This window comes from Candidatus Photobacterium acropomis, assembly GCF_030685555.1.
Lineage (GTDB): Bacteria > Pseudomonadota > Gammaproteobacteria > Enterobacterales > Vibrionaceae > Photobacterium > Photobacterium lucens.
The window spans coordinates 93119-116699 of the sequence record NZ_CP131609.1 but is presented as its reverse complement, the minus strand read 5'-3'; the positions used below and the strand labels follow the sequence as shown (position 1 = coordinate 116699).

The window sequence follows — 23581 nt, the reverse complement described above, 5'->3', positions numbered from 1 at the left end:
GGGTTCGAGTCCCGGTCGAATGTGACCCCAGTCGCTCCGCCACTTATTTAAGACCTCAGCAGAAATGCTGGGGGGCTTTGGTATATAGAATAAACATATTCGTTGAGCAGAGACTTTCGTTACTTTTAAGAAGCCTCACTAGAAATAGTGAGGCTTTTTTACAATACAATAGATAGCTTTGTTCATTAACTTTAAAATGGTAACCAACTCCAACGGATTGTTTTCGTTTTACCTTATTATTTTTCTTTTGAGCTAATGGTGAAATACTTAAGTAATATCTCATGCAGCTCTTCTTGATAAGTGTCATTAATATGTGAACCAATGAGAATAGCTAACTCTTGTCCAATTGGAGACAGGCGATAATAAGTTAAAGAGCAGCCTTTTCTGATTGGATATAAATCATAAACTAACTGGTGGTAGCTGAATTTAAGATTTTCTGTGGGGTTTATAGCATTTGTTTCTAACTCGGTGCTTAAGATAAGTCCTAGCTCAGTTAGGATAAGTATTGATGAGTAAGGTAGCTGATACTGGCTATAATCAATGTGACTTTGATGGGGTCTTTGTAAGCTGAAGCTTCCTTTCCTTTGCTTTATACCAGTTAAGAGCTTTTTATTTTTATCATTTCCAATACAGCACGTGAGAGCGAGTGTTCTTTGAAAAATCACTGCTTCTCTATGTGTCATTGTTAGTAAAATTTGTAATGTTCTTAATGATACGGCACCTGGCTGAATGAGTTCTTGCTTTAGAATCCTAGCCCACAGTTTTTGCATTGATGGATTATGGATCTGTTTTGCCATATCAAAAAAGCGGATCAACCAATCTGGATCTGGATCTCGGGTCGGTTCGTCATGACAAAGATCGTAACTAAGTTTAATTATCTGCTCTAAATTTTCTTGTTCGAGTAATTGTTTTTGAGTGAGCCTTGCTTGTAATCGCGTTTCTAATGTCGCTTCACTTTTAGGTGTGATTTTTCCGTAAAGAGAAAACTTCTCAGCAATCGCTTTGATTTTATTTTTACTGTCAGTGAGTACTTTTGTTGAAACAGCAGCTACACGTGATGCTTTTATGCTTTCGTTGTTATTACTCATTCTTTTGTTATTCTCTTAACAAATGTTTCTTTGTTTTTGTTATCTTCATCTCATCATTTAGGATTTGAATGGTCGAATGTTACCTTTATGTTAACTTTAAGGTAATGGTAATGATGAGATGGAGCGAGATATGAAGAAAGTAAATCGATATATTACCGATATTATTTTAGTCGTTGGTTACTCTGCATTAGTGAGTTATCTCATTTGGTTTATTAGCCAATAATGATATATCGACAACTAGGATAAATTCTTTATGAGAGCTATTTGTCAGTAGAGAAAAGCCACCTCTTGGTATTGAGGTGACTCGCTGTGATTACAGGTTAGATTGAACTAAGTTGATCACTTGTTTAATTTCACTAGGCGAAAGTTTTCCTTCTTGAGCGAAAAGCACTTTCCCCGATTGATCTAGTACAAAAACGGTTGAGCTTTCTTTTCTTAAATCCCATGCCTTTTGTACAATTCCTTTACTATCTAAGACAATTGATGACCATGGATATTGGCGTTTACTGTCTTCCGTCGCTGATTTTACAAAGCTTCCTGTGCCCCAAATCGCATCATCTTGATTGATGATAGTTGTTGTTTGGTATTTATCTTCCGGGAACTTTGCTGCGCTGATTGCTGCAACCAGTGGTGCATTGAGCTCCTTAGCTGCGCTTCTACCTGCAATGGCAAAAACAATACGCATTTTTCCTGTGAGTTTGGTGCTTCGCCAAGATTGGTAGCTAATGTCATTACCTTTTAAAACCAGTTCCCCTTTGTTTGTCACCGTTACACCAGGCAGTGTGCTGCCATCTTTTACATTGCTCGCATAGGTGAGAGAGGGAATAAGTGTTGCAAGTAAGAATAGCAGTGCTTTTGATTTCATAGTGACTCTCTTTCTAAAATAGGCGTGCCATTATGATAGTTAATCTTACTTAATCTGGTTGTACCACGTCGTATTTTTGTTAACTTTGTAGCGATCGTAATGATTGTTATTTTCGTATATCTGATAAACGAGATAGCTTGGCAAATTGTTTGCATTACTGAATTAGGGATGAAACAAAACCATCGTTTTACGGTCTATTTATATAGCCGTTATGTGAGGGTGACATGCTTAGAATCTTTAAAATTTATCGTCCACAGCAAGTTGCACGTTATGTGAAAAGCTATTTTCGAGGACGTATTTTTATTGTTGGCATTGGTGGTTTTGAGTTTGATAGTGGGCGTTTGTTACCGCCAAAATCTGCGAATCTCAAAGCGCTTAGCGTATTAACTGAAGTGAATCGAGAGATCCAATCCTTATCCGTTGTTGTGTGATATTACATTCGTGATACTCAAGCGCTTATTTTTATTTTGCGATGCTAATTGACCATACATTTTGTAATAGAATCTATGTTGGCGATAGTGTGTCAATTCTTAGATAATGCTGTTCATCAATAATCATGACTTTGTCGCATTCTTTGCGTTTAGTTATGATTTTATCAAAAAAGAGTAGGTAACTGATCTACATTTGTTTGAGTTGATTTAGATACAATTTAAACAATGACGGCTAACTACTGTACCTTTCAATATTTATGATTCTGGTGTGTTGATAGTAGGCATTGATACTGATGCTTGATTTCTGCTGAGTGATTGTTGAGGTTGATGAGTCCTGACAATCGCCCCCGAACTGAGCTTAAGTAAAATTAATTTGTTAATTTTTAGAAATATTTGGATAAATATTAGATAAATGTTTCTAGAGTTCAATATTCATAAATTTTCAAAAGACAAAGGTTGGAAGTTAGTAATGGCTTTGTCAAAATGATCTTGTGGGTTAATTCTAAATTTCGCGAAGAAGCATTATAGAATGAATAAAGTTTTTAAATGGTTGGGGATGACATCATTTGTTCTGGTGTTATCAAGCCCTGCTATGGCCTCTTCATTGAAAGTGAAGGGGATAGATGGAGCCGTAGAAGATAACGTTGATGCGTATCTGTCTGCTATCTCCAAAGATGATTACAGTGAGACGCTGCGTTTTAAAGAGCAAGTCTTAAATGAGATCAACCAAGCCTTGCAGGCGTTAGGCTACTATCAGCCAAAATTTGATTATCAGGTCACGGGTAGCGGTTCAAAAATTAAAATCGTAGTGACGGTTGATCAAGGTCCACGTACGCATATTAGTAAAAGTAACCTAAATATTACTGGTGATGCGAAAAACGACCCTGCTTTTATGTCGTTAATTAAAGACAGTGGTTTAGGCATTGGTGAGCCCTTAAATCAGGGTAAATATGAAGCGCTTAAATCGTCATTAACCAGCCTTGCTGTTCGACGTGGTTACTTTGACGCTGAGCTAACGAAGAGTACGTTAGAGATTGTACCGAGTCGTAATGAAGCGTTTATTACTATCGATTTTAATTCTGGGCGCCGTTACACCTTTGGCGAGACAACTTTCCAAGGTAGTCAGATTGATGATAATCGCTTACGTTCGATGATCCCTTACACCGAAGATGAGCCTTATCTTGCGTCAAAATTAGGTGAGTACAATGAGCGTTTATCTAACGTTGGTTGGTTTTCTTCTATTTTTGTCGGTGGCGATGTGAAGGAGCGCAAAGATGATGCGATCCCTATTCATGTTGTCGTAACTCCCCAAGTTCGCAATCAATTTGAAACGGGTATCGGTTATTCCACTGACTTAGGCCCAAGATTGAAGTTCAATTGGAAGAAGCCATGGATCACCAGTAAAGGCCATAGTTTTTACTTAAAATCTGAGATCTCTCAGGTTGAGCCAAAGGTTGAAGCGGCCTACAAGATCCCATTGGATGATGTGTTAAATAACTACTACCAAATTGTGGGTGGTATTCGTTATGTTGATAGCCATGACACAGTAAGTACTCAGTTTGGTGTCGGCGTTGAACGTCACTGGCGTTTAGATTCTGGGTGGAACCGTACGGCATCACTTCGTTGGATGACGGAAGATTATACTCAAGGCGGCAAAGATAATGAGAAAGGCGTTTTTAATGTCTTAATGCCAGGGATCTCTTATAGCAAGAGTGACATGGTAGGTGGCATGTTCCCATCTAAAGGCAGTAAATATAACTTCTCAGTTGATTTTGCTGATAAGTCTCTTGGTTCTAATACCAGTTTTGTTCGTTTGCAAGCAAAGAGTGCCTGGATCCGTAGTTTTGGTGAAAACCAGCGTGGTATTTTCCGTTTGGATGGTGGTGCGGTACTGGCTGATGATGTGACTGATGTTCCACCTTCACTGCGTTATTTCATTGGTGGTGATAACAGTGTACGTGGTTATGGGTATCAATCTATCTCTCCTCGTAATAGTGAAGGGCGCATGATTGGTGGTCAGTATATGGCAACATCTAGCATTGAATATCAATACCGTGTCTACGGCGATTGGTGGGGTGCAGTCTTTTACGATTATGGTTCGGCATGGAATGATTCACCAGATTGGAAACGCGGTACAGGCGTAGGGGTTCGTTGGGTATCACCTGTTGGTCCAATTCGTCTCGATTTTGCATGGGGACTTGATAAGAAAGAGAAAGACAAGTTCCAGCTCCACTTTACATTAGGTCCTGAATTATGATTTGGGTTAAGCGTATTTCGCTTGGCGTACTCGCTTTATTACTTTTACTCGTAATTGCGGTAGCAGCTTTGCTCTACACGCCTGCGGGGATAAAAGTTGCCGCATGGGGCGCTCAAAAAGCGTTACCTGCATTATCTATTGGTGAGGCACAAGGTGCTCTGCTTGATGGGTTTGAATTTAAGAATGTTAGCTATAAAGATGGCAGTATCGATCTTGCGGTTAATCAGCTGAATTTAACATTAAATGATAGCTGTTTATTAACGCCTGCGATTTGTGTGTCTGATCTAGGTGTCAAAGGGGTGAAGTTCTCTATGCCAGAACTTCCACCATCATCTGATAAACCAGAAGAGCCTTCTGAGCCTATTACTGAAATCTCGATGCCGTTACCGATCCATATTGAGAAGGTAACACTTGATGATATCGATCTAGACATTCTTGCTAATAAAGTGAAGTGGAAACACTTCTCAACGGCTGCAGATCTTGAAGGTAGTCATGTCACGTTGAAGCCAACGGATTGGGATGGCATTAAACTGGCTTTAGCGCCATCAAAGCCAGAAGACAAAAAGCCTGCAGCAAAGACCAAAACGACAAAAAAAGCTGAAGCGATCAAGCTGCCTGACGTCGTGTTACCAATGTCTTTTGATATTGAGCGATTCACGATTAAAGACTTTGAATTAGCGGGAGAAACGCCGCAAAAAGTCGCTTTGCTTGAGTTAATTGCAAAAGCAAAAGACAGTGATGTCACCATTGATAAGCTAGAGCTAAAAGCGCCTCAAGCGACATTGAACGCTAAAGCAAATGTTGAGCTTAAAGGTGATTACCCGCTAACCCTTGATGCTGATGTGAACATTGCGATGAAGCCGGTTGAAGGTCATAAGCTAAAACTGAAAGCTTCAGGATCTCTGGCAAAATTGGCATTGGATGCAACGTTGAAAGGTAAATTGGACGCTTTAGTGAAAGGTAAACTTTCGCCATTAGATCCTAACCTGCCGTTTGATCTTAAAGTCACAAGTAAGCACTTACAGTGGCCAATTGATAAAAAAGCGGAATTTACTGTCGCGAATACCGATATTAATGCCAAAGGTAGCTTAAAAGGCTTCACATTTAATGCGAAAAGTAACGTTGATGGTAAGCCTATGCCTAACGTGAAATTCAACTTAAAAGGTAAAGGTGACTTAGCTTCTGTGGACTTGTCTTCACTGAATGTAGATACCTTAGGTGGTTCTATCAAAGGTAATGCCAAAGCCAGCTGGAAAGATCTTGTTAATTGGCAAGGTCAGTTGGCATTTACCAATATTCAACCGGGTAAACAATGGCCAGAAGCTGAAGGTAATTTAAGTGGTAAGCTAACAACGTCTGGAGGCTTAACGGCGAAAGGTGGTTGGTTTGTTAAGTTACCTGAGCTGATGGTAAATGGCTCAATCATGAAGCAACCATTGGATCTTCATGGTCAATTAGATGCTTCCGATCCTACAGGTAAAGGTACAGATCTAAAACTTATAACCCAAGGCTTAACGTTAAAACATGGTCCTAATGGGTTAGTAGCAAAAGGTAAGTTAGATAAAACATGGGATCTCATTGCTAATATTCATGCGCCTGATCTATCGAAATCACTCACAGGTTTACATGGACGTATTAATGGTGATGTAAAGCTGTCGGGTAAAATGGCTGAGCCTGATGTGAAGCTTGATCTTGCAGGTGATAACTTAGGTTGGCAGAAAGTAGCAAGCCTTGCCTCTTTTGATCTGAAAGGTAATGTGACACCACTGCCTTCGTTAAAAGCAGATGTAAGCCTCACTGCGAAGAAAGGTAAGTTTGATACGGTGACACTGGATGACATGAATGTGGTGTTTACAGGTACCGAGCAAAATCATCGTTTATCAGTCAATGTTAAAGGTGAGCCTGTTGGTACAGAGCTATTACTGACCGGTAAGTTAGATCGTAAGACAGGTTGGCAAGGTATGTTGCAAAAAGGCGACTTTACTACACCTGTTGGAGACTGGGTACTGAATCACCCAACACCAATTCGTTATGATCTTAAAACCGCGATGGCAACTGTGGGTGCGCACTGTTGGCAGCAAGGAAAAGCAGGGATATGTTTAACTCAGGATCTGACGGCAGGTGCATCGGGTGAAGCGCAGTTAGCAATCAAGCAGTTTAACTTTGATTTATTGAAGCAGTTCATTCCTGATGAGATGAACGTGAAAGGCGAGCTTGGTGCGAATGTTGTAGCGAAGTGGTCACCAAAAGCAGCACCTTACGTGAAAGCTGATATTTTGATGCCAAGCGGCCGATTTACTCAGCAAGTAGCAGCGGATGATAAACCATTAACCCTAGGTTGGGATAAAGTGACCGTGAATGCAGAGATGCAAAACGATGTACTGAATGCTAACTGGTTAGTGGCTGTGAAAGATAATGGTGATTTATCTGGTAATGCGAAGATCACTAACTTACAAGGTGATAAGCGTATTAATGCGAATGTGAAATTGGATCGTTTCATGTTGGCATTCTTAGAGCCTGTGATCAAAGATTACCATCAGTTTAATGGTCAAGTAGATACCAACTTGCAAGTTACAGGACCGATCATGCACCCTGCGGTGAACGGTTCTATTCAAGTGACTAAGCTGCAAGCAACAGGACGCAAAGTCCCACTTGATATTAAAAATGCAGATGTGAAGTTAGCCTTTACGGGTTATAACGCCACATTGATGGGTGATATCTATACCCCAGATGGTCAGTTACTGCTACGTGGTATGGGTGACTGGCAAGATATGGCAAATTGGAAAACTGAGCTAAACATTAATGGTAAAGAGCTACAGGTTAGCGTTCCACCAATGGTGTCTTTGAAAGTGTCGCCAGATCTCACGATCAAAGCGACGCCAAAGTCAGCTGATATCACTGGTAAAGTCGGTATTCCATGGGGCCGTATTACGGTTAACCAATTACCAAAATCTGCGATAGCGGTATCTAAAGATCAGGTGATCTTAAAAGATAACTTAGAGCCAGTAGTACCACCAAAATCAACACCGTTTGATATTACAACCAATATCATGGTGCATGTGGGTGATGATGTGAAATTGTCAGCCTTTGGTCTGAAGGCCGGTCTATTAGGTGATCTTAATGTTCGCCAAGACGGTAAAGGTCCAATGATTTACGGTGAAGTGAACATTGCCAAAGGCTCGTTCTATCGTGCATTAGGTCAAGAGTTACAGATCCGTAAAGGTCAGATCTTGTTTAATGGCCCTGCAGATCAACCGTTCTTATCGATTGAAGCGATCCGTGATCCGGATAATATCGAAGATGACGTGATTGCTGGTGTGAAGGTGACGGGTTCAGCTGATAAGCCAGAAGTGACGATTTTCTCTGATCCTGCAATGCCACAACAAAACGCACTGTCTTACATCCTAACGGGACGTAACATCGACAGTGAAGGTGACGGTGGTTCGAATAGCGCAATGACAACAGCCTTAATTGGTATGGGTCTAGCGCAAAGTGGTCAGCTAGTCGGTGATGTTGGTGAAGCGGTAGGCATTAAAGATCTTAGCTTGTCAACGGCTGGTGCTGGTGATGACTCACAAGTACAGATTAGTGGCTATATTGCTCCAGGTCTACAGGTGAAGTATGGCGTAGGTATCTTTAACCAAGTGGATGAATTTACACTGCGTTATCGTTTAATGAAGAATTTGTACGTAGAGGCTGTGTCTGGATTAGATCAGGCGGTCGACTTACTGTACCAATTTGAATTTAACTAATCGTAAGCGTGAGATAAATAAAAACCCAATGCAGAGCATTGGGTTTTTTTATATCTGGTTATTTTGATTTAGTGACATAGCATTTTTAACTTTGGGGTTTGGCTTTAAGCAATAACTGGTAGCTCATACCGTTAAAGGTTTCTTTATAGCCAAGTGTATAGAGTGTGTTTTCAGCCAGCTCTGCACGTCGGCCAGAGCGACAATACAATAAAATAGGTTTGGACTTATCGGTAAGGTAGTTTTCGATTTTAGCGATTTGATCGAAAGGAATATTGATGGCATTAGTGAGATGTCCCTCACTGAACTCTTCAGGGGTACGAACATCAATAATCAGAGGTTGTTGGGCTTTTTCGATCTGCCAAAACTCATCAGGTGTGACGTTTTTGGCCAATGAAATAGCGGGAAAGAGAGCAAATAAGAGGGTAACTAAGCCACGTGTCTTTTTCATCATACTTCCACCGCTATTGATAGATTTACATCATTGTTATTTCTTTTGAGCACGCTCGAAAGATGTCAAGATTTCAGCTTTAGCAGCTTCTGCGTTATCCCAACCTTCTACTTTTACCCATTTGTTTGGCTCAAGCTCTTTGTAACGCTCGAAGAAGTGAGTGATTTGCGCTTTTAGTAGCTCTGGTAGATCGTTTACATCGTTAATGTGATCATATTCTTTGCTTAGCTTTGTGTGTGGTACAGCTACGATTTTCGCATCTTCACCAGACTCATCCGTCATTTTCAATACGCCCACAGGACGACAGCGGATCACCGCACCAGGTACTAGCGGGTATGGCGTTGGGACAAGTACGTCAACCGGATCACCATCAAGTGATAGGGTGTCGTTTACGTAACCGTAGTTACATGGGTAGAACATTGGGCTAGACATAAAACGGTCTACAAAAATTGCACCAGTGTCTTTGTCTACTTCGTATTTAATCGGATCTGCGTTTGCAGGGATTTCAATAACAACGTAAATATCTTCTGGGATATCCTTGCCAGCAGGGACCTGATTAAGGCTCATGACTAATTCCTTCTAAGGTTAATGAGATGTTGTTGTTTGTTAAAATTATAATGAATGTAAACAAAAACAAAAGCAAATCATCATCGTTGCGGTGTCGCACAATCAAATGCGCGACACGTATCGCTTGTACTTACTCATCAGGATATTCACGAAGGAAGTCTTCAACTTTTTCGACCATATTGGTAGAGCCAACAAAGAAAGGTACCCGTTGGTGTAATTCAGTGGGTGGAATATCTAAGATCCGCTGAAAGCCATCCGAGGCTTTACCACCGGCTTGTTCGATTAGAAATGCCATTGGGTTACATTCATAAAGCAGGCGCAGTTTTCCGTTAGGGTAACTGGCAGTACTTGGGTAGAGGTAAATGCCACCTTTTAGTAAGTTACGATGGAAATCAGCAACAAGGGAACCAATATAACGGGAAGTATAAGGACGTTTTTCTTCTGGTACGGCTTCTTGGCAAAACTTGATGTATTTCTTCACGCCCATTGGAAAACGAATGTAATTACCTTCATTGATGGAATAAATCACGCCGTCTTGGGGTATGGTCATATTTTCATGGGAGAGACAAAAGCTGCCAAGGGATGGATCATATGTAAAGCCATGAACGCCGTTGCCTGTGGTGTAAACGAGCATGGTTGAAGAGCCATAAATGACATAGCCTGCGGCAACTTGTTGGCTACCTGGTTGGAGAAAGTCTTCTTCTGTTGGTGGCGATCCAACCGGCGATATTCTGCGATAAATAGAAAATATGGTGCCTACCGAGACATTGACATCAATGTTGGATGAACCATCAAGAGGGTCCATCAGCACAACGTATTTGGCGTTGAGGTTTAGCGGTTTATTGAAGCCAACAGCGTTATCTTCTTCCTCACTGGCAATACCACACACTTGATCCCGTGCTTCTAAAGCGGCTTTAAATTTCTCATTGGCATAAATATCGAGTTTTTGTTGTTCTTCGCCCTGAACATTTTGATCGCCTGCTGCTCCAGTAATGTCGACTAAGCCTGCTTTATTAATTTCTCGATTAACAATTTTAGCAGCGAGTTTGATTGAACCTAGCAGTGATGAAAGTTCACCACTGGCATGCGGGAAATCACTCTGTTTCTCGACAATGAATTCACCAAGCGTTCTAATATTTGCCATAAACAATCCTTGCATCTTGTTGTCATATCATCGGGTGAAGAGAGTACAATATAGCGCTAGGCCTCTTTATTAGGGATGAAGGCGAGTGCTTAACTGTATTTTTTGTTATATAAAGAATTGTATATAAAGATCTTTTTTATGGTAACGAAGTAACGCGAAAGCGTGAAAAGAGCCGAATTAATCACGGAGCCAGCAGTAATGCACATTCATATTCTCGGTATTTGCGGTACATTCATGGGCGGTGCTGCAATGCTTGCAAGACAGCTAGGTCATAAAGTCACTGGTTCTGACGCTAATGTTTATCCGCCAATGAGCACCATGTTAGAAGCTCAAGGCATTGAAATTATTCAAGGGTACGATCCTGCTCAGTTAGATCCTGCACCTGATCTAGTGGTGATCGGTAATGCCATGAGTCGTGGTAACCCTTGCGTTGAATACGTATTAAATAACAATTTACGCTATACCTCAGGCCCACAGTGGCTACAAGAATATTTATTACATGATCGCTGGGTAATGGCGGTATCAGGTACACACGGTAAAACTACCACAGCTAGTATGTTGGCTTGGATTTTAGAAGATTGTGGTTATCAGCCGGGCTTTTTAGTCGGTGGTGTTTTAGGTAACTTTGGTATTTCAGCACGCCTAGGTGAAAGCATGTTCTTCGTGGTTGAAGCGGATGAATATGACAGTGCTTTTTTTGATAAACGTTCGAAGTTTGTCCATTACCACCCTCGTACTTTGATCATGAATAATTTGGAATTTGATCATGCTGATATTTTTGATGATCTAAAAGCAATCCAACGTCAATTCCACCATCTGATTCGTACTGTTCCAGGTAATGGTCGTATCTTAGCACCGAAAGGGGTAAAGAATATCGATGAAACCCTAGAGATGGGTTGTTGGAGTGAGCTTGAATATATCGGTGGTGATGGTCACTGGCGTGCAGAAAAACACCGTGAAGATGGCAGTGTGTTTGATGTGCATCTTGATGGCGATAATGTTGGCACGGTACGCTGGTCTTTAGTTGGCGATCATAATGTTAATAATGCATTGATGGCGATTGCCGCAGCGCGTCATGTCGGTGTAACACCAGATCTAGCTTGTGAAGCATTAGCGAAATTTATTAATACCAAGCGTCGCTTAGAGCTAAAAGGTGAAGAAAATGGCGTTGCGGTTTATGACGACTTTGCTCATCACCCAACGGCAATTGAACTTACTCTTGGTGGCTTACGCGCTAAAGTCGGTAATTCACGTATTCTTGCGGTGTTAGAGCCACGTTCAAACACCATGAAACTGGGTGTTCACAAAGACGATCTTGCACCATCGTTACATGCGGCTGATGAAGTGTTCTTCTTCCAACCACCCAATATTCCGTGGTCGGTAGAAGAGATCGCACAGCAATGTTCTCAACCTGCCTATTGCAATGGTGATCTTGATGAACTGGTTAAGCGTATTGTGGAGCAAGCAAAGCCAGGCGATACCATTTTAGTGATGAGTAACGGTGGCTTTGGTGGTATTCACGACAAGCTATTAACCGCATTAGCAAAGTAAGTAGGAAATGGGAATGACGGATAAGCGTATAACGCTCGCATGGACTGGCGCATCGGGTGCTCCTTACGGTTTGCGACTATTGGAGTGCTTATTAGCGGCTGATTATCAGGTATACTTGTTGATTTCATCAGCAGCACGCGTGGTTCTAGCAACTGAGCATGGCTTGAAGCTATCGGCATCGCCTGATAAAGCGCGAGAGCAATTAGTTGAGCATCTTCATTGTGATGCTGAAAAATTGATTGTTTGCGGTAAAGATGATTGGTTCTCACCGGTCGCATCAGGTTCGGCAGCCCCAAAACAAATGGTTGTTTGTCCGTGTTCAGCGGGATCACTGGCATCTATTGCTTATGGGATGTCTGATAATTTGATTGAGCGTGCAGCTGATGTGGTGATCAAAGAGCGTGGTCAGTTAGTGCTGGTGGTACGTGAAACGCCATTTTCTACGATCCATTTAGAAAATATGCTGAAATTATCAAAGCTTGGTGTGACGGTGATGCCTGCTGCTCCCGGCTTTTATCACCAACCTCAGTCAATTGATGATTTGATTGATTTTATGGTGGCTCGAATTCTCGATCACCTTGGTGTGGAGCAAGGTCTCGTTCCTCGATGGGGATACGATCAACGCTAATAGCTTAAGCATAAATAAAGCCCGCAATTGTGCGGGCTTTTTTAATACTTTTCATTTTCTGGCAGATAGCCAGCTTCCTGATAATAGCGCACCGCGCCAGGGTGAAAGGGGATAGATAAACCGTTTTTCAGCATGTCGGTTTTATTTAAGTTGGCAAAAGCAGGGTGTAGACGCTTAAACATATCAAAGTTTTCAAAAATAGATTTTGTAAGGGCGTAAACGGTCTCGTCTGGGACATCTGTACTTGAGATTAAGGTGGCTGAAACACCAAAACTTTCAATATCTTCTTCGATCCCTTTATAGAGTCCATTAGGGGTTATGGATTTGGCATAGAAAGGGTGCGTTGAAATGATCTTATCGATATTTTTTCCTTTTGCTGAGATCATTTTCGCATTGCAGTAAACAGCCGCCTCTTTTATTGCGCCATTAGGATGACCAACCAAAAAGATATAAGCATCTATTTTGTTATTACATAATGCTTCTGAACGTTCTGCAGGTGGAATGGAGACATGTTGAAAATCATTATGATCCCATCCGAGACTATCCATGACGATTTTCATGGTAGCCCTATCGCCGGATCCTGTTTCACCAATATTGATCCTTTTTCCTTTTAGATCATCTAGGTTATTAATATTAGAGTCTTTACGGGCAATGATATTGAATGGCTCATCATGCAGTGACAGGATCGCCCGCATCTTGTGGTATGGACCTTGAGAGCTAAATTGATTGGTGCCGTTATAGCCGTGAAATTGCCAGTCTGATTGCACAATACCAAAATCGAGTTGCTGATCTTTAAGTTTGTTAATGTTGTATATCGAGCCGGTTGTCGATTCAACTAAACAGCGTAAGTTATGCAGCTGACGTTCTTGATTGACGAGCTTACAGATGGCACCACCTGTTGGATAGTAAACGCCATTAATCGGGCCAGTTCCTATAGTAATAAAGCTTTGAGCATGGGCGGTAGTCATAAAGCAGTACCAACCTAGCGTAAATAGCCCAAGCATTACTCTTTTTTTTAATGTCATGAATGAATCCTTTCTTATCATGAAATGAGTAAATATAAAATCAGAGCGTATTAATGAATAAATTGAATGTTTATCATAGCAAATGAGAATAAGGGGTGCTGTTTTTGTCTGTGAGCAATCGCTCACTTAGCAGAAGTATAAGATGTAAAAAACGAAATGTTGGGGAGTTAGCAGGAAAGGGATCAAAGAATATGTTAGGTGAGGTGCCGGGTCTATTTGAGTTTTCTGTTAATTGTGAAAATAAATAGACCCAAACAAATTACTTACTGTATTCGAACAGCTCACACACTGAATCGTACAACTCAAGAGTGGTTACTGTGTTCGTTGGAGTGATAAAGATAGTATCGTCACCAGCGACTACACCAAGAATACCTTCTGCTTTGCCTAATGAATCTAATAGGCGCGCGATCACTTGAGCGGCTCCAGGACCTGTGTGAATTACCACTAATGCGCTGTTATAGCCCACATCCATCACAAGATCTTTTAATGGACTTGTGGTGGTTGGTACGCCTAGCTCTACAGGTAGACAATACACCATTTCCATTTTTGCATTACGTGTACGTACCGCACCAAACTTGGTTAGCATACGTGACACTTTAGATTGGTTGATATTATCGAAACCCTGAGCCTTCAAGGTGTCAACGATCTCACCTTGAGAGCTAAATTTTTCTTCTTTTAGAATTGCTTTAAACGCTTTTACTAAACGTTCTTGTTTATCTGAATTTCGCATAAATAAATATTATCTACAGGGACGAGGTAAGGTATTTTTGCATAACCTATCACTAACTAGCAAACAAACTGCATGAAATCTGATTTTTGCATTATCAGAGGTTAGCGATCTGCATAAACTGCAAAACAATCTTTGTTATTGTTTTTATTGAATAACATAAACTGCTTTTTGATTAAATTCTCATTTTTTTGAATAAAAGTGTTTTCTTCTTGTGAGATTATAGGTCAATAAAGTGGGTTTCTGCTCAACTTCGCAAAGCGTGAGGCTGGCGATTGTATTTGTTATCAGCTTGCTATAACGTCCCATTAATCTTCTTATTTGACCATTTATAGTGGTGTTCAAATAAGATGTACTAATAAAAAAAGATACTTCTATCGTAAAGGAGAACGAACATGAAAGTTGCTGTAATTGGCGCTGCTGGTGGTATCGGTCAAGCACTTGCTCTGCTACTTAAAAACCGTCTGCCTGCTGGCTCAGATCTTGCTCTATATGATATTGCACCTGTTACACCGGGTGTTGCTGCTGATCTTAGCCATATCCCAACCCCTGTTACTATTAAAGGCTATGCGGGCGAAGATCCAACGCCTGCATTAGAAGGGGCTGACGTTGTCCTAATTTCTGCAGGTGTTGCACGTAAACCTGGTATGGATCGTGCGGATCTATTTAATGTGAACGCAGGTATTGTTAAGTCACTAGCAGAAAAAATTGCGGTAGTGTGTCCAGAAGCTTGCGTAGGTATTATCACTAACCCTGTTAATACAACAGTACCAATCGCGGCAGATGTATTAAAGAAAGCTGGCGTTTATAACAAACGTAAACTATTTGGTATCACAACGCTTGATGTGATCCGTTCAGAAACTTTTGTAGCTGAGCTAAAAGATAAAGCACCTTGTGATATTCGTGTTCCGGTTATTGGTGGCCACTCAGGTGTGACTATCTTGCCTCTACTATCACAAGTTGAAGGTGTTGAGTTTACTGAAGAAGAAATCAAAGCACTGACACCACGTATCCAAAATGCGGGTACTGAAGTGGTTGAAGCCAAAGCGGGTGGTGGCTCAGCAACACTATCTATGGGTCAGGCGGCATGTCGCTTTGGTCTTGCTCTTGTTCGTGCACTGCAAGGTGAGCAAGGTATTGTTGAATGTGCTTATGTTGAAGGTGATGGTAAACATGCACGTTTCTTCGCACAACCAGTACTTTTAGGTAAAGAAGGTATTGAAGAAGTCATGGACTACGGTTCATTAAGTGACTTTGAGCAATCTGCAATGGAAAGCATGCTAGAGACGCTAAAAGGCGATATCACGTTAGGTGAAGAGTTCGCAGCGAAATAATTGCGATTAAAAGAAGAGAAAAAGCGGCTTTATGAGTCGCTTTTTTTATTATCTGAACATATTGCGGTATCAATACTGTCAATAGTAACGATCACAGCCTGAATGTAGTTGTGGTTGGTCAACGATCTCATTGCATTCAACTGAGCGAAGTTGATGATCATCTTTGTGTTCAATGATCACGGCATTGTTTTGTGGATCAATACCGATCACTTTGCCAACCCCATGCAATGATTCTACCCACATACCCACCTTAAGTTGGGTTATCTCCATTATTTACTCCTACCGATTTAGCAAAAGAAATAGGTTGATTTAAAGTATAGATCATCATGTTCGTTCTATTTTAGGCATAAAAAAACCTGCCAAAGATGACAGGTTTTATTGAGTTAAGGTGCTGGCTTATTTATTGCGTTGTACTGCCATGTGAGCCAGTGAAACTAAGGCTTCTTTGTAGTCAGAATCAGCAATAGGCGCTAAGGCTGCAATGGCTTTTTCTGCTTCTTCTTCAGCGCGCTTTTGAGTGTATTCCAGTGAGCCATGTTCATGCATGCAAGCTAGAATAACATCCAGTTTCTCCATGCCATTGGCTTTCTCAATCGCTTCTCGGATCATTGCTGCTTGTTCTTCATTACCGTGGTGCATTGCATGGAGTAATGGTAACGTCGGTTTACCTTCTGCTAAATCATCACCTACGTTCTTGCCCATTTCTTTGCCATCAGCAATATAGTCAAGGACATCATCGATAAGCTGGAATGCTGTACCTAAGTAACGGCCGTACTCTTGGAAGGCAAGTTCAATTTCAGCTGGGGCATCAGCAATAATTGCTGCGATTTGTGTTGATGCCTCAAACAAGCGTGCTGTTTTTGAGTAGATAACTTGCATGTAGCTATCTTCTGTCGTGTCAGGATCATTACAGTTCATCAACTGTAATACTTCACCTTCAGCGATCACGTTGGTAGCTTCACTCATGATGTCGAGGATCTTTAAAGATCGTAGGCTAGTCATCATTTGGAATGAGCGGGTGTAAATGTAATCACCAACTAAGACGCTTGCTGCATTACCAAATGCGGCATTGGCGGTTTCTTTGCCGCGACGCATGTCTGATTCATCAACTACATCATCGTGCAATAATGTTGCGGTGTGAATAAATTCAACAAAAGCGGCTGCCGTTGTATGTTTTTCACCGTCATAGCCTAATGCACGCGCTGCAAGTACAGCTAGCATGGGGCGTAGGCGTTTGCCACCACTACTGACAATGTAGAAACCTAGTTGATTGATAAGGGCAACGTCTGAGTTAAGTTGCGCTTGTATCTTCGCGTCGACCTGGGCCATATCGTTGGCGGTGAGCGCTTGGATAGCTTTAAAATCCATTGTACATCCAGCAAGATTGTTAGCCACGTAGGGCGGAAAAGTGATTCGAATGATTTATCGAATCTTACACTAAAACAGTCCTATCTTCATAACCCCAACGTGCGCTATTTCAAAGACTTTTTTTGTTGAGCAGCTTTTCATCAATTTTCTTTCCATAATGGCTTGCCATAAGCCCTATTTTTACGTAGAATCTGCGCCCTATTGATGACAAGATTAAGCGCATACCCATAGCCCAATATACGTGGCATATGGCCTATGCGGACAAGCGGAGTAAGACATGTACGCTGTTTTCCAAAGTGGTGGTAAACAACACCGTGTAAGCGAAGGCCAAACCCTACGCTTAGAAAAACTAGACGCTGAAACTGGCGCTAGCATTGAATTCGACTCAGTACTTCTAGTAGCTAACGGCGAAGAAGTAACTGTAGGCGCACCTTTTGTAGCTGGCGGTAAAGTAACAGCTGAAGTTGTTACTCACGGTCGTGGCGATAAAGTTAAAATCGTTAAGTTCCGTCGTCGTAAGCACTCTCGTAAGCAAATGGGCCACCGTCAGTGGTTCACTGAAGTCAAAATTACTGGCATCAGCGCTTAATAACAGGAGAATTTAAAGATGGCACACAAAAAAGCTGGCGGTTCTACTAACAACGGTCGTGATTCAGAAAGCAAACGCCTAGGTGTTAAGCGTTTTGGTGGCGAATCTGTACTAGCAGGTAACATCATCGTTCGTCAACGTGGTACTAAGTTCCACGCTGGTAACAATGTTGGCCTAGGTAAAGACCACACTCTATTCGCTCTATCTGACGGTAAAGTGAAGTTCGAAGTTAAAGGTCCTAAGAACCGTAAATTCGTATCTATCGAAGCTGAATAATATTCAACTTTGACACGAAGATTAAAGCCCTGCCTATTGGCGGGGCTTTTTATATCTGGAGGGTTTATGCGCGATCGTGGCCCTATGATCGGCTTTTTCCTCGCATTAACAACGGCAGTCTTTTGGGGCGCGTTACCAATTGCGATGAAGCAAGCTGTTGAAGTGATGGACCCTTTTACCATCGTTTGGTATCGATTTATTACCGCCTCTGTGGGTTTAGGCTTACTGTTAGGCTGGAAAAAACAGTTACCAAGCGTGTCAAATATTGGACGAGTCGGTGGCGTGATATTACTGGTTGCAAGCTTGGGGCTTGCTGGTAATTTCGTTCTGTTTAATAGCTCGTTGCAGTACCTTAATCCACCTGTTGTACAAGTTATTATCCAATTAGCGCCAGTGGGGCTGTTGGTGACCAGTGCATGGGTGTTTAAAGAAAAGCTCGCCAAACATCAGATCATTGGTGTGAGTTGTTTACTTGGCGGCCTTTTATTGTTTTTTAACGAACGCTTAATTGAGTTGTTTACCAGTTTTTCTGGTTATACTCTAGGTGTAAGTTTAGCAGTGGCGGCTGCCGTTGTGTGGGTGGTATATGGCCTTGCACAGAAGTGGTTGTTAAGGCAGTTTACATCAGCACAAATTTTGCTGATGATCTATGTGATCTGTGCCTTGATCTTAACGCCAATGGCACAACCTGAACAGATCTTTGCAATGGATGATCGTCAACTTGCGATGTTGATGTTCTGTTGTATTAATACGCTTGTTGGCTATGGTGCCTTTGCTGAAGCAATGTCACGTTGGCAAGCCTCGCAAGTGAGTGCAGTGATCACGCTGACTCCTTTGTTTACAATATTATTTGTCGATCTCGCCAGCCTTGCTTGGCCACAATATGTTGCAGCGGTAACGCTGAATATCTGGGGTTACCTCGGAGCAATGGTCGTGGTAAGCGGTGCGATATGCTGTGCTATAGGCCATAAATTTATTCGCCAGCACAAATAATCAGGTCGATGACAAGTATTACTACATCATGATGCGTTGGTGATCATGATCGTATGTTGAACGCCAGAGTGCGGAGAAAAGAATGAAGTTTATAGATGAAGCAGTTATCAAAGTTGATGCCGGTGACGGTGGTAACGGCGTAGTAAGTTTTCGTACTGAAAAGTACATCCCGAAAGGTGGACCTGACGGTGGTGATGGTGGTGACGGCGGTGACGTTTACCTACTCGCTGATGAAAACTTTAACACCCTGATTGATTACCGTTTCGAGCGTTTCCATGCTGCTGAGCGTGGTGAGAACGGCCGTGGTGGTAACTGTACCGGTAAACGTGGTGCTGATAAGGTGCTAACTGTGCCTGTAGGTACACGTGCTGTTGATGAAGATACAGGTGAAGTGATTGCCGATCTGACTGAACACGGCATGAAAGTGATGGTAGCTAAAGGTGGTTTCCACGGCCTTGGTAACACTCGCTTTAAATCATCTGTAAACCGTGCTCCTCGTCAAAAGACCATGGGTAGTGCGGGTGAAGTTCGTCATCTTCGTCTTGAGCTATTACTATTGGCTGACGTAGGTATGCTTGGTTTACCTAATGCGGGTAAATCTACCTTCATTCGTGCTGTCTCAGCGGCTAAGCCAAAAGTAGCAGATTACCCATTTACAACCCTAGTACCAAGCTTAGGTGTGGTACGTGTGGATTCAGACCGTAATTTTGTGGTTGCTGATATTCCTGGTCTAATCGAAGGTGCGGCTGATGGTGCTGGCTTAGGTATTCGTTTCCTTAAGCACTTAGAGCGTTGTCGTGTATTGCTTCACATGATCGATCTACTGCCTGTTGATGGTTCTGATCCCGTTGAGAATGCATTTACAATCATCAACGAACTTGAGCAATACAGCGATAAGCTTGGTAACAAGCCGCGTTGGATCGTCTTCAACAAGGCTGATCTGCTTGATGAAGAAGAAGCACAAGAGAAGATGACTGAAGTACTTGAAGCCCTTGCTTGGGAAGATAAGTACTACAGTATTTCTGCGCTAAATCGTACAGGTACGAAAGAGCTTACTTATGATCTAATGGAAGCAATTGAAGCATTGCCTCGTGAAGCATACGTTGAAGAAGAAGCGAAAGAAGATAAAGTTGACTTCAAGTGGGATGATTACCACGCTGAGCAGCTTAAGAAAGCGAAATTCGATGACGACGACGATGAAGATTGGGATGATTGGAATGAAGATGATTACGATGTTGAAATCATCTACAAGCCATAATCTGATTTGATTGTGTCGAACAAGCCGTACTGAGAGGTACGGCTTTTTTTGTGCCTTATCAAAATAAAGTGTGATCGAATTCGATATGCTTAGTGGTATGAAAAGTAACCAATCATTATGGATGAGACATGGCAAGTTACACGGAGCGTGAAATAGCCCCACTTTCGGAACCAGAGCAAAGGGAAATCACACGATTGGCTATTTCAGCTGGTCAACGTTTATTACAGCACGGTGCAGAAAGTGCCTTAGTAATGGATGTAACACGACGCTTAGGGCTGGCGTTAGGGGTAGAAAGTGTTGAAGTATCACTGTCTGCCAGTTCTATGGTGATCAGTACTCGCCATATGGGAAGCTGTATTACTACCACTCGCCAATGCCAAGACGGTGGGATCAACATGCAGATTGTCACTGAGATCCAACGGATCTGTATTTTGACTGAACGTGGCTTAATGGATCTTAGAGATGTTCATAACAAACTCGAGCAAATTCAACCCCAGCGTTATCCTCGCTTGTTAGTGATCATTATGATCGGTCTTTCTTGTGCGTCATTCAGCCGCTTAGCTGGTGGCGATTGGCCTGTTTTCTTTGTTACCTTTATTGCCTCTTCTATTGGTATGTTTGTCCGCCAAGAGATTGCCCATTGTCATTTCAACCCTTTGATCAATTTTGCTTTCACTGCATTTGTCACCACACTTATTTCTGGCTTTGCTCAGGTGTATCAAATAGGCGATAAGCCTTTTATCGCCATGGCTTCTTCTGTGTTAATGCTCGTACCGGGTTTTCCTTTAATTAATGCTGTTGCTGATATGGTGAAAGGCTATCCATCGATGGGATTAGCACGATGGACAATGGCGAGTTTACTGACGTTAGCCACTTGCATTGGCATTGTTGCAGCAATGAACGTGCTGAATGTGTGGGGATGGTTGTTATGAATGCGTTGTTGGAGCTTCTGATCGCACTTGGCAATGATATGTTTTTTGCGATGATCCCTGCGGTTGGTTTTGCATTAGTGTTTAACGTACCACCAAAAGCACTGAAGTACTGTGCCATCGGTGGCGCATTAGGACACGGAACTCGTTTTCTTTTGATGCATTGGGGAATGCCGATTGAGTGGGCTACACTTGCTGCTGCCACTGTGGTGGGAATGATCGGTGTACACTGGTCACACCGCTTTTTAGCGCACCCTAAAGTGTTTACGGTCGCGGCGATGATCCCTATGGTACCCGGTGTGTTTGCTTATAAGGCAATGATTGCAATAGTAGAGATCAATCACCGTGGTTTTTCGATGGAGCTATGGGGGTTGATGATTGAGAACGTGTTAAAAGCGATCTTTATCGTTGCCGCCTTAGCGATTGGCTTAGCCATGCCGGGATTATTGTTCTATCGCCGTCGTCCTGTGGTATAACCTAGCTTCACGAATTTAAAAGGAGATCCCTAAAGATGAAGATCAGTATGATCGCTGCAATGGCACATGATCGAGTAATTGGAAAAGAAAATGCGATGCCATGGCATTTGCCTGCTGATTTTGCTTGGTTTAAGCAATGTACTTTAGGGAAGCCTGTGGTGATGGGACGTAAGACGTTTGAATCAATCGGTCGTCCATTACCGGGGCGACACAATATTGTGATCAGCCGAAATCCTGACTTTCATGCTGAAGGGATCACGGTGGTCGGTGATATTAATACCGCAAAGCAAGCGGCTGGCGATGTTGAAGAGCTGATGATCATCGGTGGTGGCAGTATTTACCAAGCTTGTTTAGCGCAAGCTGATTGTCTGTATTTGACGTTTATTGATGCTGATCTTGATGGTGATACACGTTTTCCTGAGTGGGGTAATGGCTGGCATCAAGTGAGTACAGAGCATTACGCTGCTGATGAAAAAAATGCGTATGCGATGGACTTTACTGTGCTTGAACGTGATTAATTAAATGTAAATAATGCCCACAAAATGGTGGGCATTATTCTATTTTCTAATACTACGCAAGTTAATAGATTGGACACTCAGTAACAAAGCGTTTGCCATCTTCCCAGCGCAGCATGGTTAAACTATTACCCCATACACAGCCGGTATCAAGCCCGATACAGTGCTCATCGGTATGTCCCATTAGTGCCGCCCAATGACCGAAGATAATGGTTTTCTCAATCGGCTCTGCACGTTTTACTTCAAACCATGGGATTAAACTGCCGACGTCTGGATTTCCCGGCTCTACTTTACAATGCATATCTAAACGCCCATCTGGCTCGCAAAAGCGCATACGGGTAAAGCTATTGATGGTATAGCGAAGTTGCTCTAATTCACTCAGATCTTTTTGCCAAAAATCAGGCCCATCGCCATACATGTTTTCTAACAGCCATACATAGCGATCGGATTGTAGCAGGGCCTCGACATGGCGGGCTTGTTGACGTGCTGTTGCCAGTGACCATTGTGGGCTAATGCCTGCATGTACCATCACAAGAGGAAAGTCAGGATGCTCTGCTAATAGTGGCTGGTGGCGCAACCAATCTAATAATTCATTGCAGTCAGGCGCTTCTAAAATCGCTTGGGTTTTATCACTAGGCTTCAAACGTGCTAATCCGTTTGCCGCTGCAAGTAAATGTAAATCGTGATTACCTAAAATTACTTGGGCGCTATCACCTAATGATTTTACAAAGCGTAGGGTTTCCAATGACTCTGGACCACGAGCTACCAGATCGCCAGCAAGCCATAGTTGATCGTATTCTGGATTGAAGTTTGCTTGAGAAAGGAGCTTTTTTAGATCAGGTAAGCAGCCCTGAATATCACCAACAAGGTAGGTTGCCATAGTGCTCTCGTATTGAGGAAAGTGAGTGATACAGCTAGTGGATTATATTGGGCATCGCCAAACGAAATGGAGCGATGTCCACTTTAAAGCTGTTACCGTTCCCGTCTTCCATAATGTAATGGCCTTGCATCACACCGATCGGGGTATCGATAATTGTACCACTGGTGTAGGTATAGTCATCACTAGCTTCAATCACAGGTTGTTTGCCGACGACGCCTTCACCATCGATGACTAACTTTTTGCCATTGGCATCGGTGATCAACCAGTGACGTTTAAGTAGTTGGGCTTGACCTCGACCAAGATTATGAATGGTGATGGTATAGGAAAAAACGTAACGGTTTTCATCAGGCTCTGATTGATCGGCGAGATAATGGGTAACAACATAACATTTGATTGTTGGGGGAGAAGTAATACTCACAGACAACATCCTTTTGCTTATGATCTTCTTTCATTCTAGCTTTATTCAAACACAAAGAAAGA

At 42.2% G+C, this 23581-nt stretch carries 24 protein-coding genes; 13 read left to right on the top strand and 11 right to left on the bottom strand.

Annotated elements, in window-relative coordinates:
• Positions 1 to 236: 236 nt before the first annotated feature.
• Together Q7657_RS07055 and Q7657_RS07050 are read right to left on the bottom strand one after the other, a co-directional pair.
• On the bottom strand, positions 237 to 1088 hold the full coding sequence (locus Q7657_RS07055) for a TIGR03899 family protein (RefSeq protein ID WP_107167074.1): 852 nt from the start codon (positions 1086 to 1088) through the stop codon (positions 237 to 239).
• Between the two features lie 313 nt (positions 1089 to 1401).
• Complete coding sequence (locus Q7657_RS07050; RefSeq protein ID WP_107167073.1) at positions 1402 to 1953, bottom strand: YtfJ family protein; 552 nt, start codon at positions 1951 to 1953, stop codon at positions 1402 to 1404.
• 224 nt (positions 1954 to 2177) lie between these two features.
• On the opposite strand from Q7657_RS07050, the gene Q7657_RS07045 reads away from it, so the two are divergent.
• The 3 genes from Q7657_RS07045 to tamB all read left to right on the top strand — a co-directional run bounded on the left by Q7657_RS07045 (position 2178) and on the right by tamB (position 8393).
• Positions 2178 to 2384 (top strand): DUF1107 domain-containing protein, encoded by a 207-nt coding sequence (locus Q7657_RS07045; RefSeq protein ID WP_053987334.1) that lies wholly within the window; start codon positions 2178 to 2180, stop codon positions 2382 to 2384.
• A 529-nt stretch (positions 2385 to 2913) separates the two neighbouring features.
• The gene (gene tamA / locus Q7657_RS07040) at positions 2914 to 4641 is read left to right on the top strand and encodes an autotransporter assembly complex protein TamA (protein ID WP_107167072.1); all 1728 of its coding nucleotides are present in this window, start codon (positions 2914 to 2916) and stop codon (positions 4639 to 4641) included.
• On the top strand, positions 4638 to 8393 hold the full coding sequence (gene tamB / locus Q7657_RS07035) for an autotransporter assembly complex protein TamB (protein ID WP_107167071.1): 3756 nt from the start codon (positions 4638 to 4640) through the stop codon (positions 8391 to 8393). Before tamA ends, tamB begins: the two co-directional genes overlap by 4 nt.
• Positions 8394 to 8478: 85 nt before the next feature.
• On the opposite strand, the gene Q7657_RS07030 is transcribed toward tamB, so the two are convergent.
• From Q7657_RS07030 to fbp, 3 genes are all read right to left on the bottom strand, one after another.
• Positions 8479 to 8844 carry a rhodanese-like domain-containing protein gene (locus Q7657_RS07030; RefSeq protein WP_237458799.1) on the bottom strand — a complete coding sequence of 122 codons (366 nt, stop codon included), beginning with the start codon at positions 8842 to 8844 and terminating at the stop codon, positions 8479 to 8481.
• Positions 8845 to 8877: 33 nt separating this feature from the next.
• On the bottom strand, positions 8878 to 9408 hold the full coding sequence (gene ppa / locus Q7657_RS07025; RefSeq protein ID WP_107167069.1) for an inorganic diphosphatase: 531 nt from the start codon (positions 9406 to 9408) through the stop codon (positions 8878 to 8880).
• Positions 9409 to 9538: 130 nt separating this feature from the next.
• On the bottom strand, positions 9539 to 10552 hold the full coding sequence (gene fbp, locus Q7657_RS07020; protein ID WP_107167068.1) for a class 1 fructose-bisphosphatase: 1014 nt from the start codon (positions 10550 to 10552) through the stop codon (positions 9539 to 9541).
• A gap of 198 nt (positions 10553 to 10750) precedes the next feature.
• On the opposite strand from fbp, the gene mpl reads away from it, so the two are divergent.
• A complete protein-coding gene (gene mpl, locus Q7657_RS07015) occupies positions 10751 to 12103 on the top strand; it encodes a UDP-N-acetylmuramate:L-alanyl-gamma-D-glutamyl-meso-diaminopimelate ligase (RefSeq protein ID WP_107167067.1) in 1353 nt (450 codons plus the stop codon).
• 13 nt (positions 12104 to 12116) lie between these two features.
• Entirely contained in the window at positions 12117 to 12731 is a 615-nt protein-coding gene (locus Q7657_RS07010; protein WP_161117747.1) for a flavin prenyltransferase UbiX, read from the top strand.
• A 41-nt stretch (positions 12732 to 12772) separates the two neighbouring features.
• Here the strand turns inward: Q7657_RS07010 and Q7657_RS07005 are convergent, their stop codons facing one another.
• Both Q7657_RS07005 and argR read right to left on the bottom strand, forming a co-directional pair.
• Entirely contained in the window at positions 12773 to 13756 is a 984-nt protein-coding gene (locus Q7657_RS07005; RefSeq protein WP_107167065.1) for a TAXI family TRAP transporter solute-binding subunit, read from the bottom strand.
• Between the two features lie 259 nt (positions 13757 to 14015).
• Positions 14016 to 14486: a transcriptional regulator ArgR gene (gene argR / locus Q7657_RS07000; protein WP_008989843.1), complete on the bottom strand. Its 471-nt coding sequence runs from the start codon at positions 14484 to 14486 to the stop codon at positions 14016 to 14018.
• 392 nt (positions 14487 to 14878) lie between these two features.
• On the opposite strand from argR, the gene mdh reads away from it, so the two are divergent.
• A complete protein-coding gene (mdh, locus tag Q7657_RS06995; RefSeq protein WP_107167064.1) occupies positions 14879 to 15817 on the top strand; it encodes a malate dehydrogenase in 939 nt (312 codons plus the stop codon).
• A 78-nt stretch (positions 15818 to 15895) separates the two neighbouring features.
• On the opposite strand, the gene Q7657_RS06990 is transcribed toward mdh, so the two are convergent.
• The gene (locus Q7657_RS06990; protein ID WP_107167063.1) at positions 15896 to 16087 is read right to left on the bottom strand and encodes a hypothetical protein; all 192 of its coding nucleotides are present in this window, start codon (positions 16085 to 16087) and stop codon (positions 15896 to 15898) included.
• A 126-nt stretch (positions 16088 to 16213) separates the two neighbouring features.
• On the bottom strand, positions 16214 to 17185 hold the full coding sequence (ispB, locus tag Q7657_RS06985) for an octaprenyl diphosphate synthase (protein ID WP_107167062.1): 972 nt from the start codon (positions 17183 to 17185) through the stop codon (positions 16214 to 16216).
• Positions 17186 to 17462: 277 nt separating this feature from the next.
• On the opposite strand from ispB, the gene rplU reads away from it, so the two are divergent.
• From rplU to folA, 7 genes are all read left to right on the top strand, one after another.
• Positions 17463 to 17774, top strand: a complete 312-nt coding sequence (rplU, locus tag Q7657_RS06980) for a 50S ribosomal protein L21 (protein WP_008989838.1) — start codon at positions 17463 to 17465, stop codon at positions 17772 to 17774.
• A gap of 18 nt (positions 17775 to 17792) precedes the next feature.
• Complete coding sequence (gene rpmA / locus Q7657_RS06975; protein WP_005369901.1) at positions 17793 to 18050, top strand: 50S ribosomal protein L27; 258 nt, start codon at positions 17793 to 17795, stop codon at positions 18048 to 18050.
• A 66-nt stretch (positions 18051 to 18116) separates the two neighbouring features.
• Positions 18117 to 19043, top strand: coding sequence for a DMT family transporter (locus Q7657_RS06970; protein WP_053987346.1), 927 nt, complete (start codon positions 18117 to 18119; stop codon positions 19041 to 19043).
• An 82-nt stretch (positions 19044 to 19125) separates the two neighbouring features.
• Positions 19126 to 20301: an Obg family GTPase CgtA gene (gene cgtA / locus Q7657_RS06965; protein WP_053987347.1), complete on the top strand. Its 1176-nt coding sequence runs from the start codon at positions 19126 to 19128 to the stop codon at positions 20299 to 20301.
• Positions 20302 to 20429: 128 nt separating this feature from the next.
• Positions 20430 to 21233 carry a threonine/serine exporter family protein gene (locus tag Q7657_RS06960; protein ID WP_107167061.1) on the top strand — a complete coding sequence of 268 codons (804 nt, stop codon included), beginning with the start codon at positions 20430 to 20432 and terminating at the stop codon, positions 21231 to 21233.
• A complete protein-coding gene (locus Q7657_RS06955; RefSeq protein WP_053987349.1) occupies positions 21230 to 21706 on the top strand; it encodes a threonine/serine exporter family protein in 477 nt (158 codons plus the stop codon). The genes Q7657_RS06960 and Q7657_RS06955 overlap by 4 nt, the downstream gene beginning before the upstream one ends.
• A gap of 35 nt (positions 21707 to 21741) precedes the next feature.
• Entirely contained in the window at positions 21742 to 22224 is a 483-nt protein-coding gene (folA, locus tag Q7657_RS06950; RefSeq protein WP_107167060.1) for a type 3 dihydrofolate reductase, read from the top strand.
• A 61-nt stretch (positions 22225 to 22285) separates the two neighbouring features.
• Here the strand turns inward: folA and Q7657_RS06945 are convergent, their stop codons facing one another.
• Together Q7657_RS06945 and apaG are read right to left on the bottom strand one after the other, a co-directional pair.
• A complete protein-coding gene (locus tag Q7657_RS06945; protein ID WP_107167059.1) occupies positions 22286 to 23101 on the bottom strand; it encodes a symmetrical bis(5'-nucleosyl)-tetraphosphatase in 816 nt (271 codons plus the stop codon).
• A 34-nt stretch (positions 23102 to 23135) separates the two neighbouring features.
• Complete coding sequence (gene apaG, locus Q7657_RS06940; protein WP_181319892.1) at positions 23136 to 23528, bottom strand: Co2+/Mg2+ efflux facilitator ApaG/CorD; 393 nt, start codon at positions 23526 to 23528, stop codon at positions 23136 to 23138.
• Between the last annotated feature and the right edge of the window lie 53 nt (positions 23529 to 23581).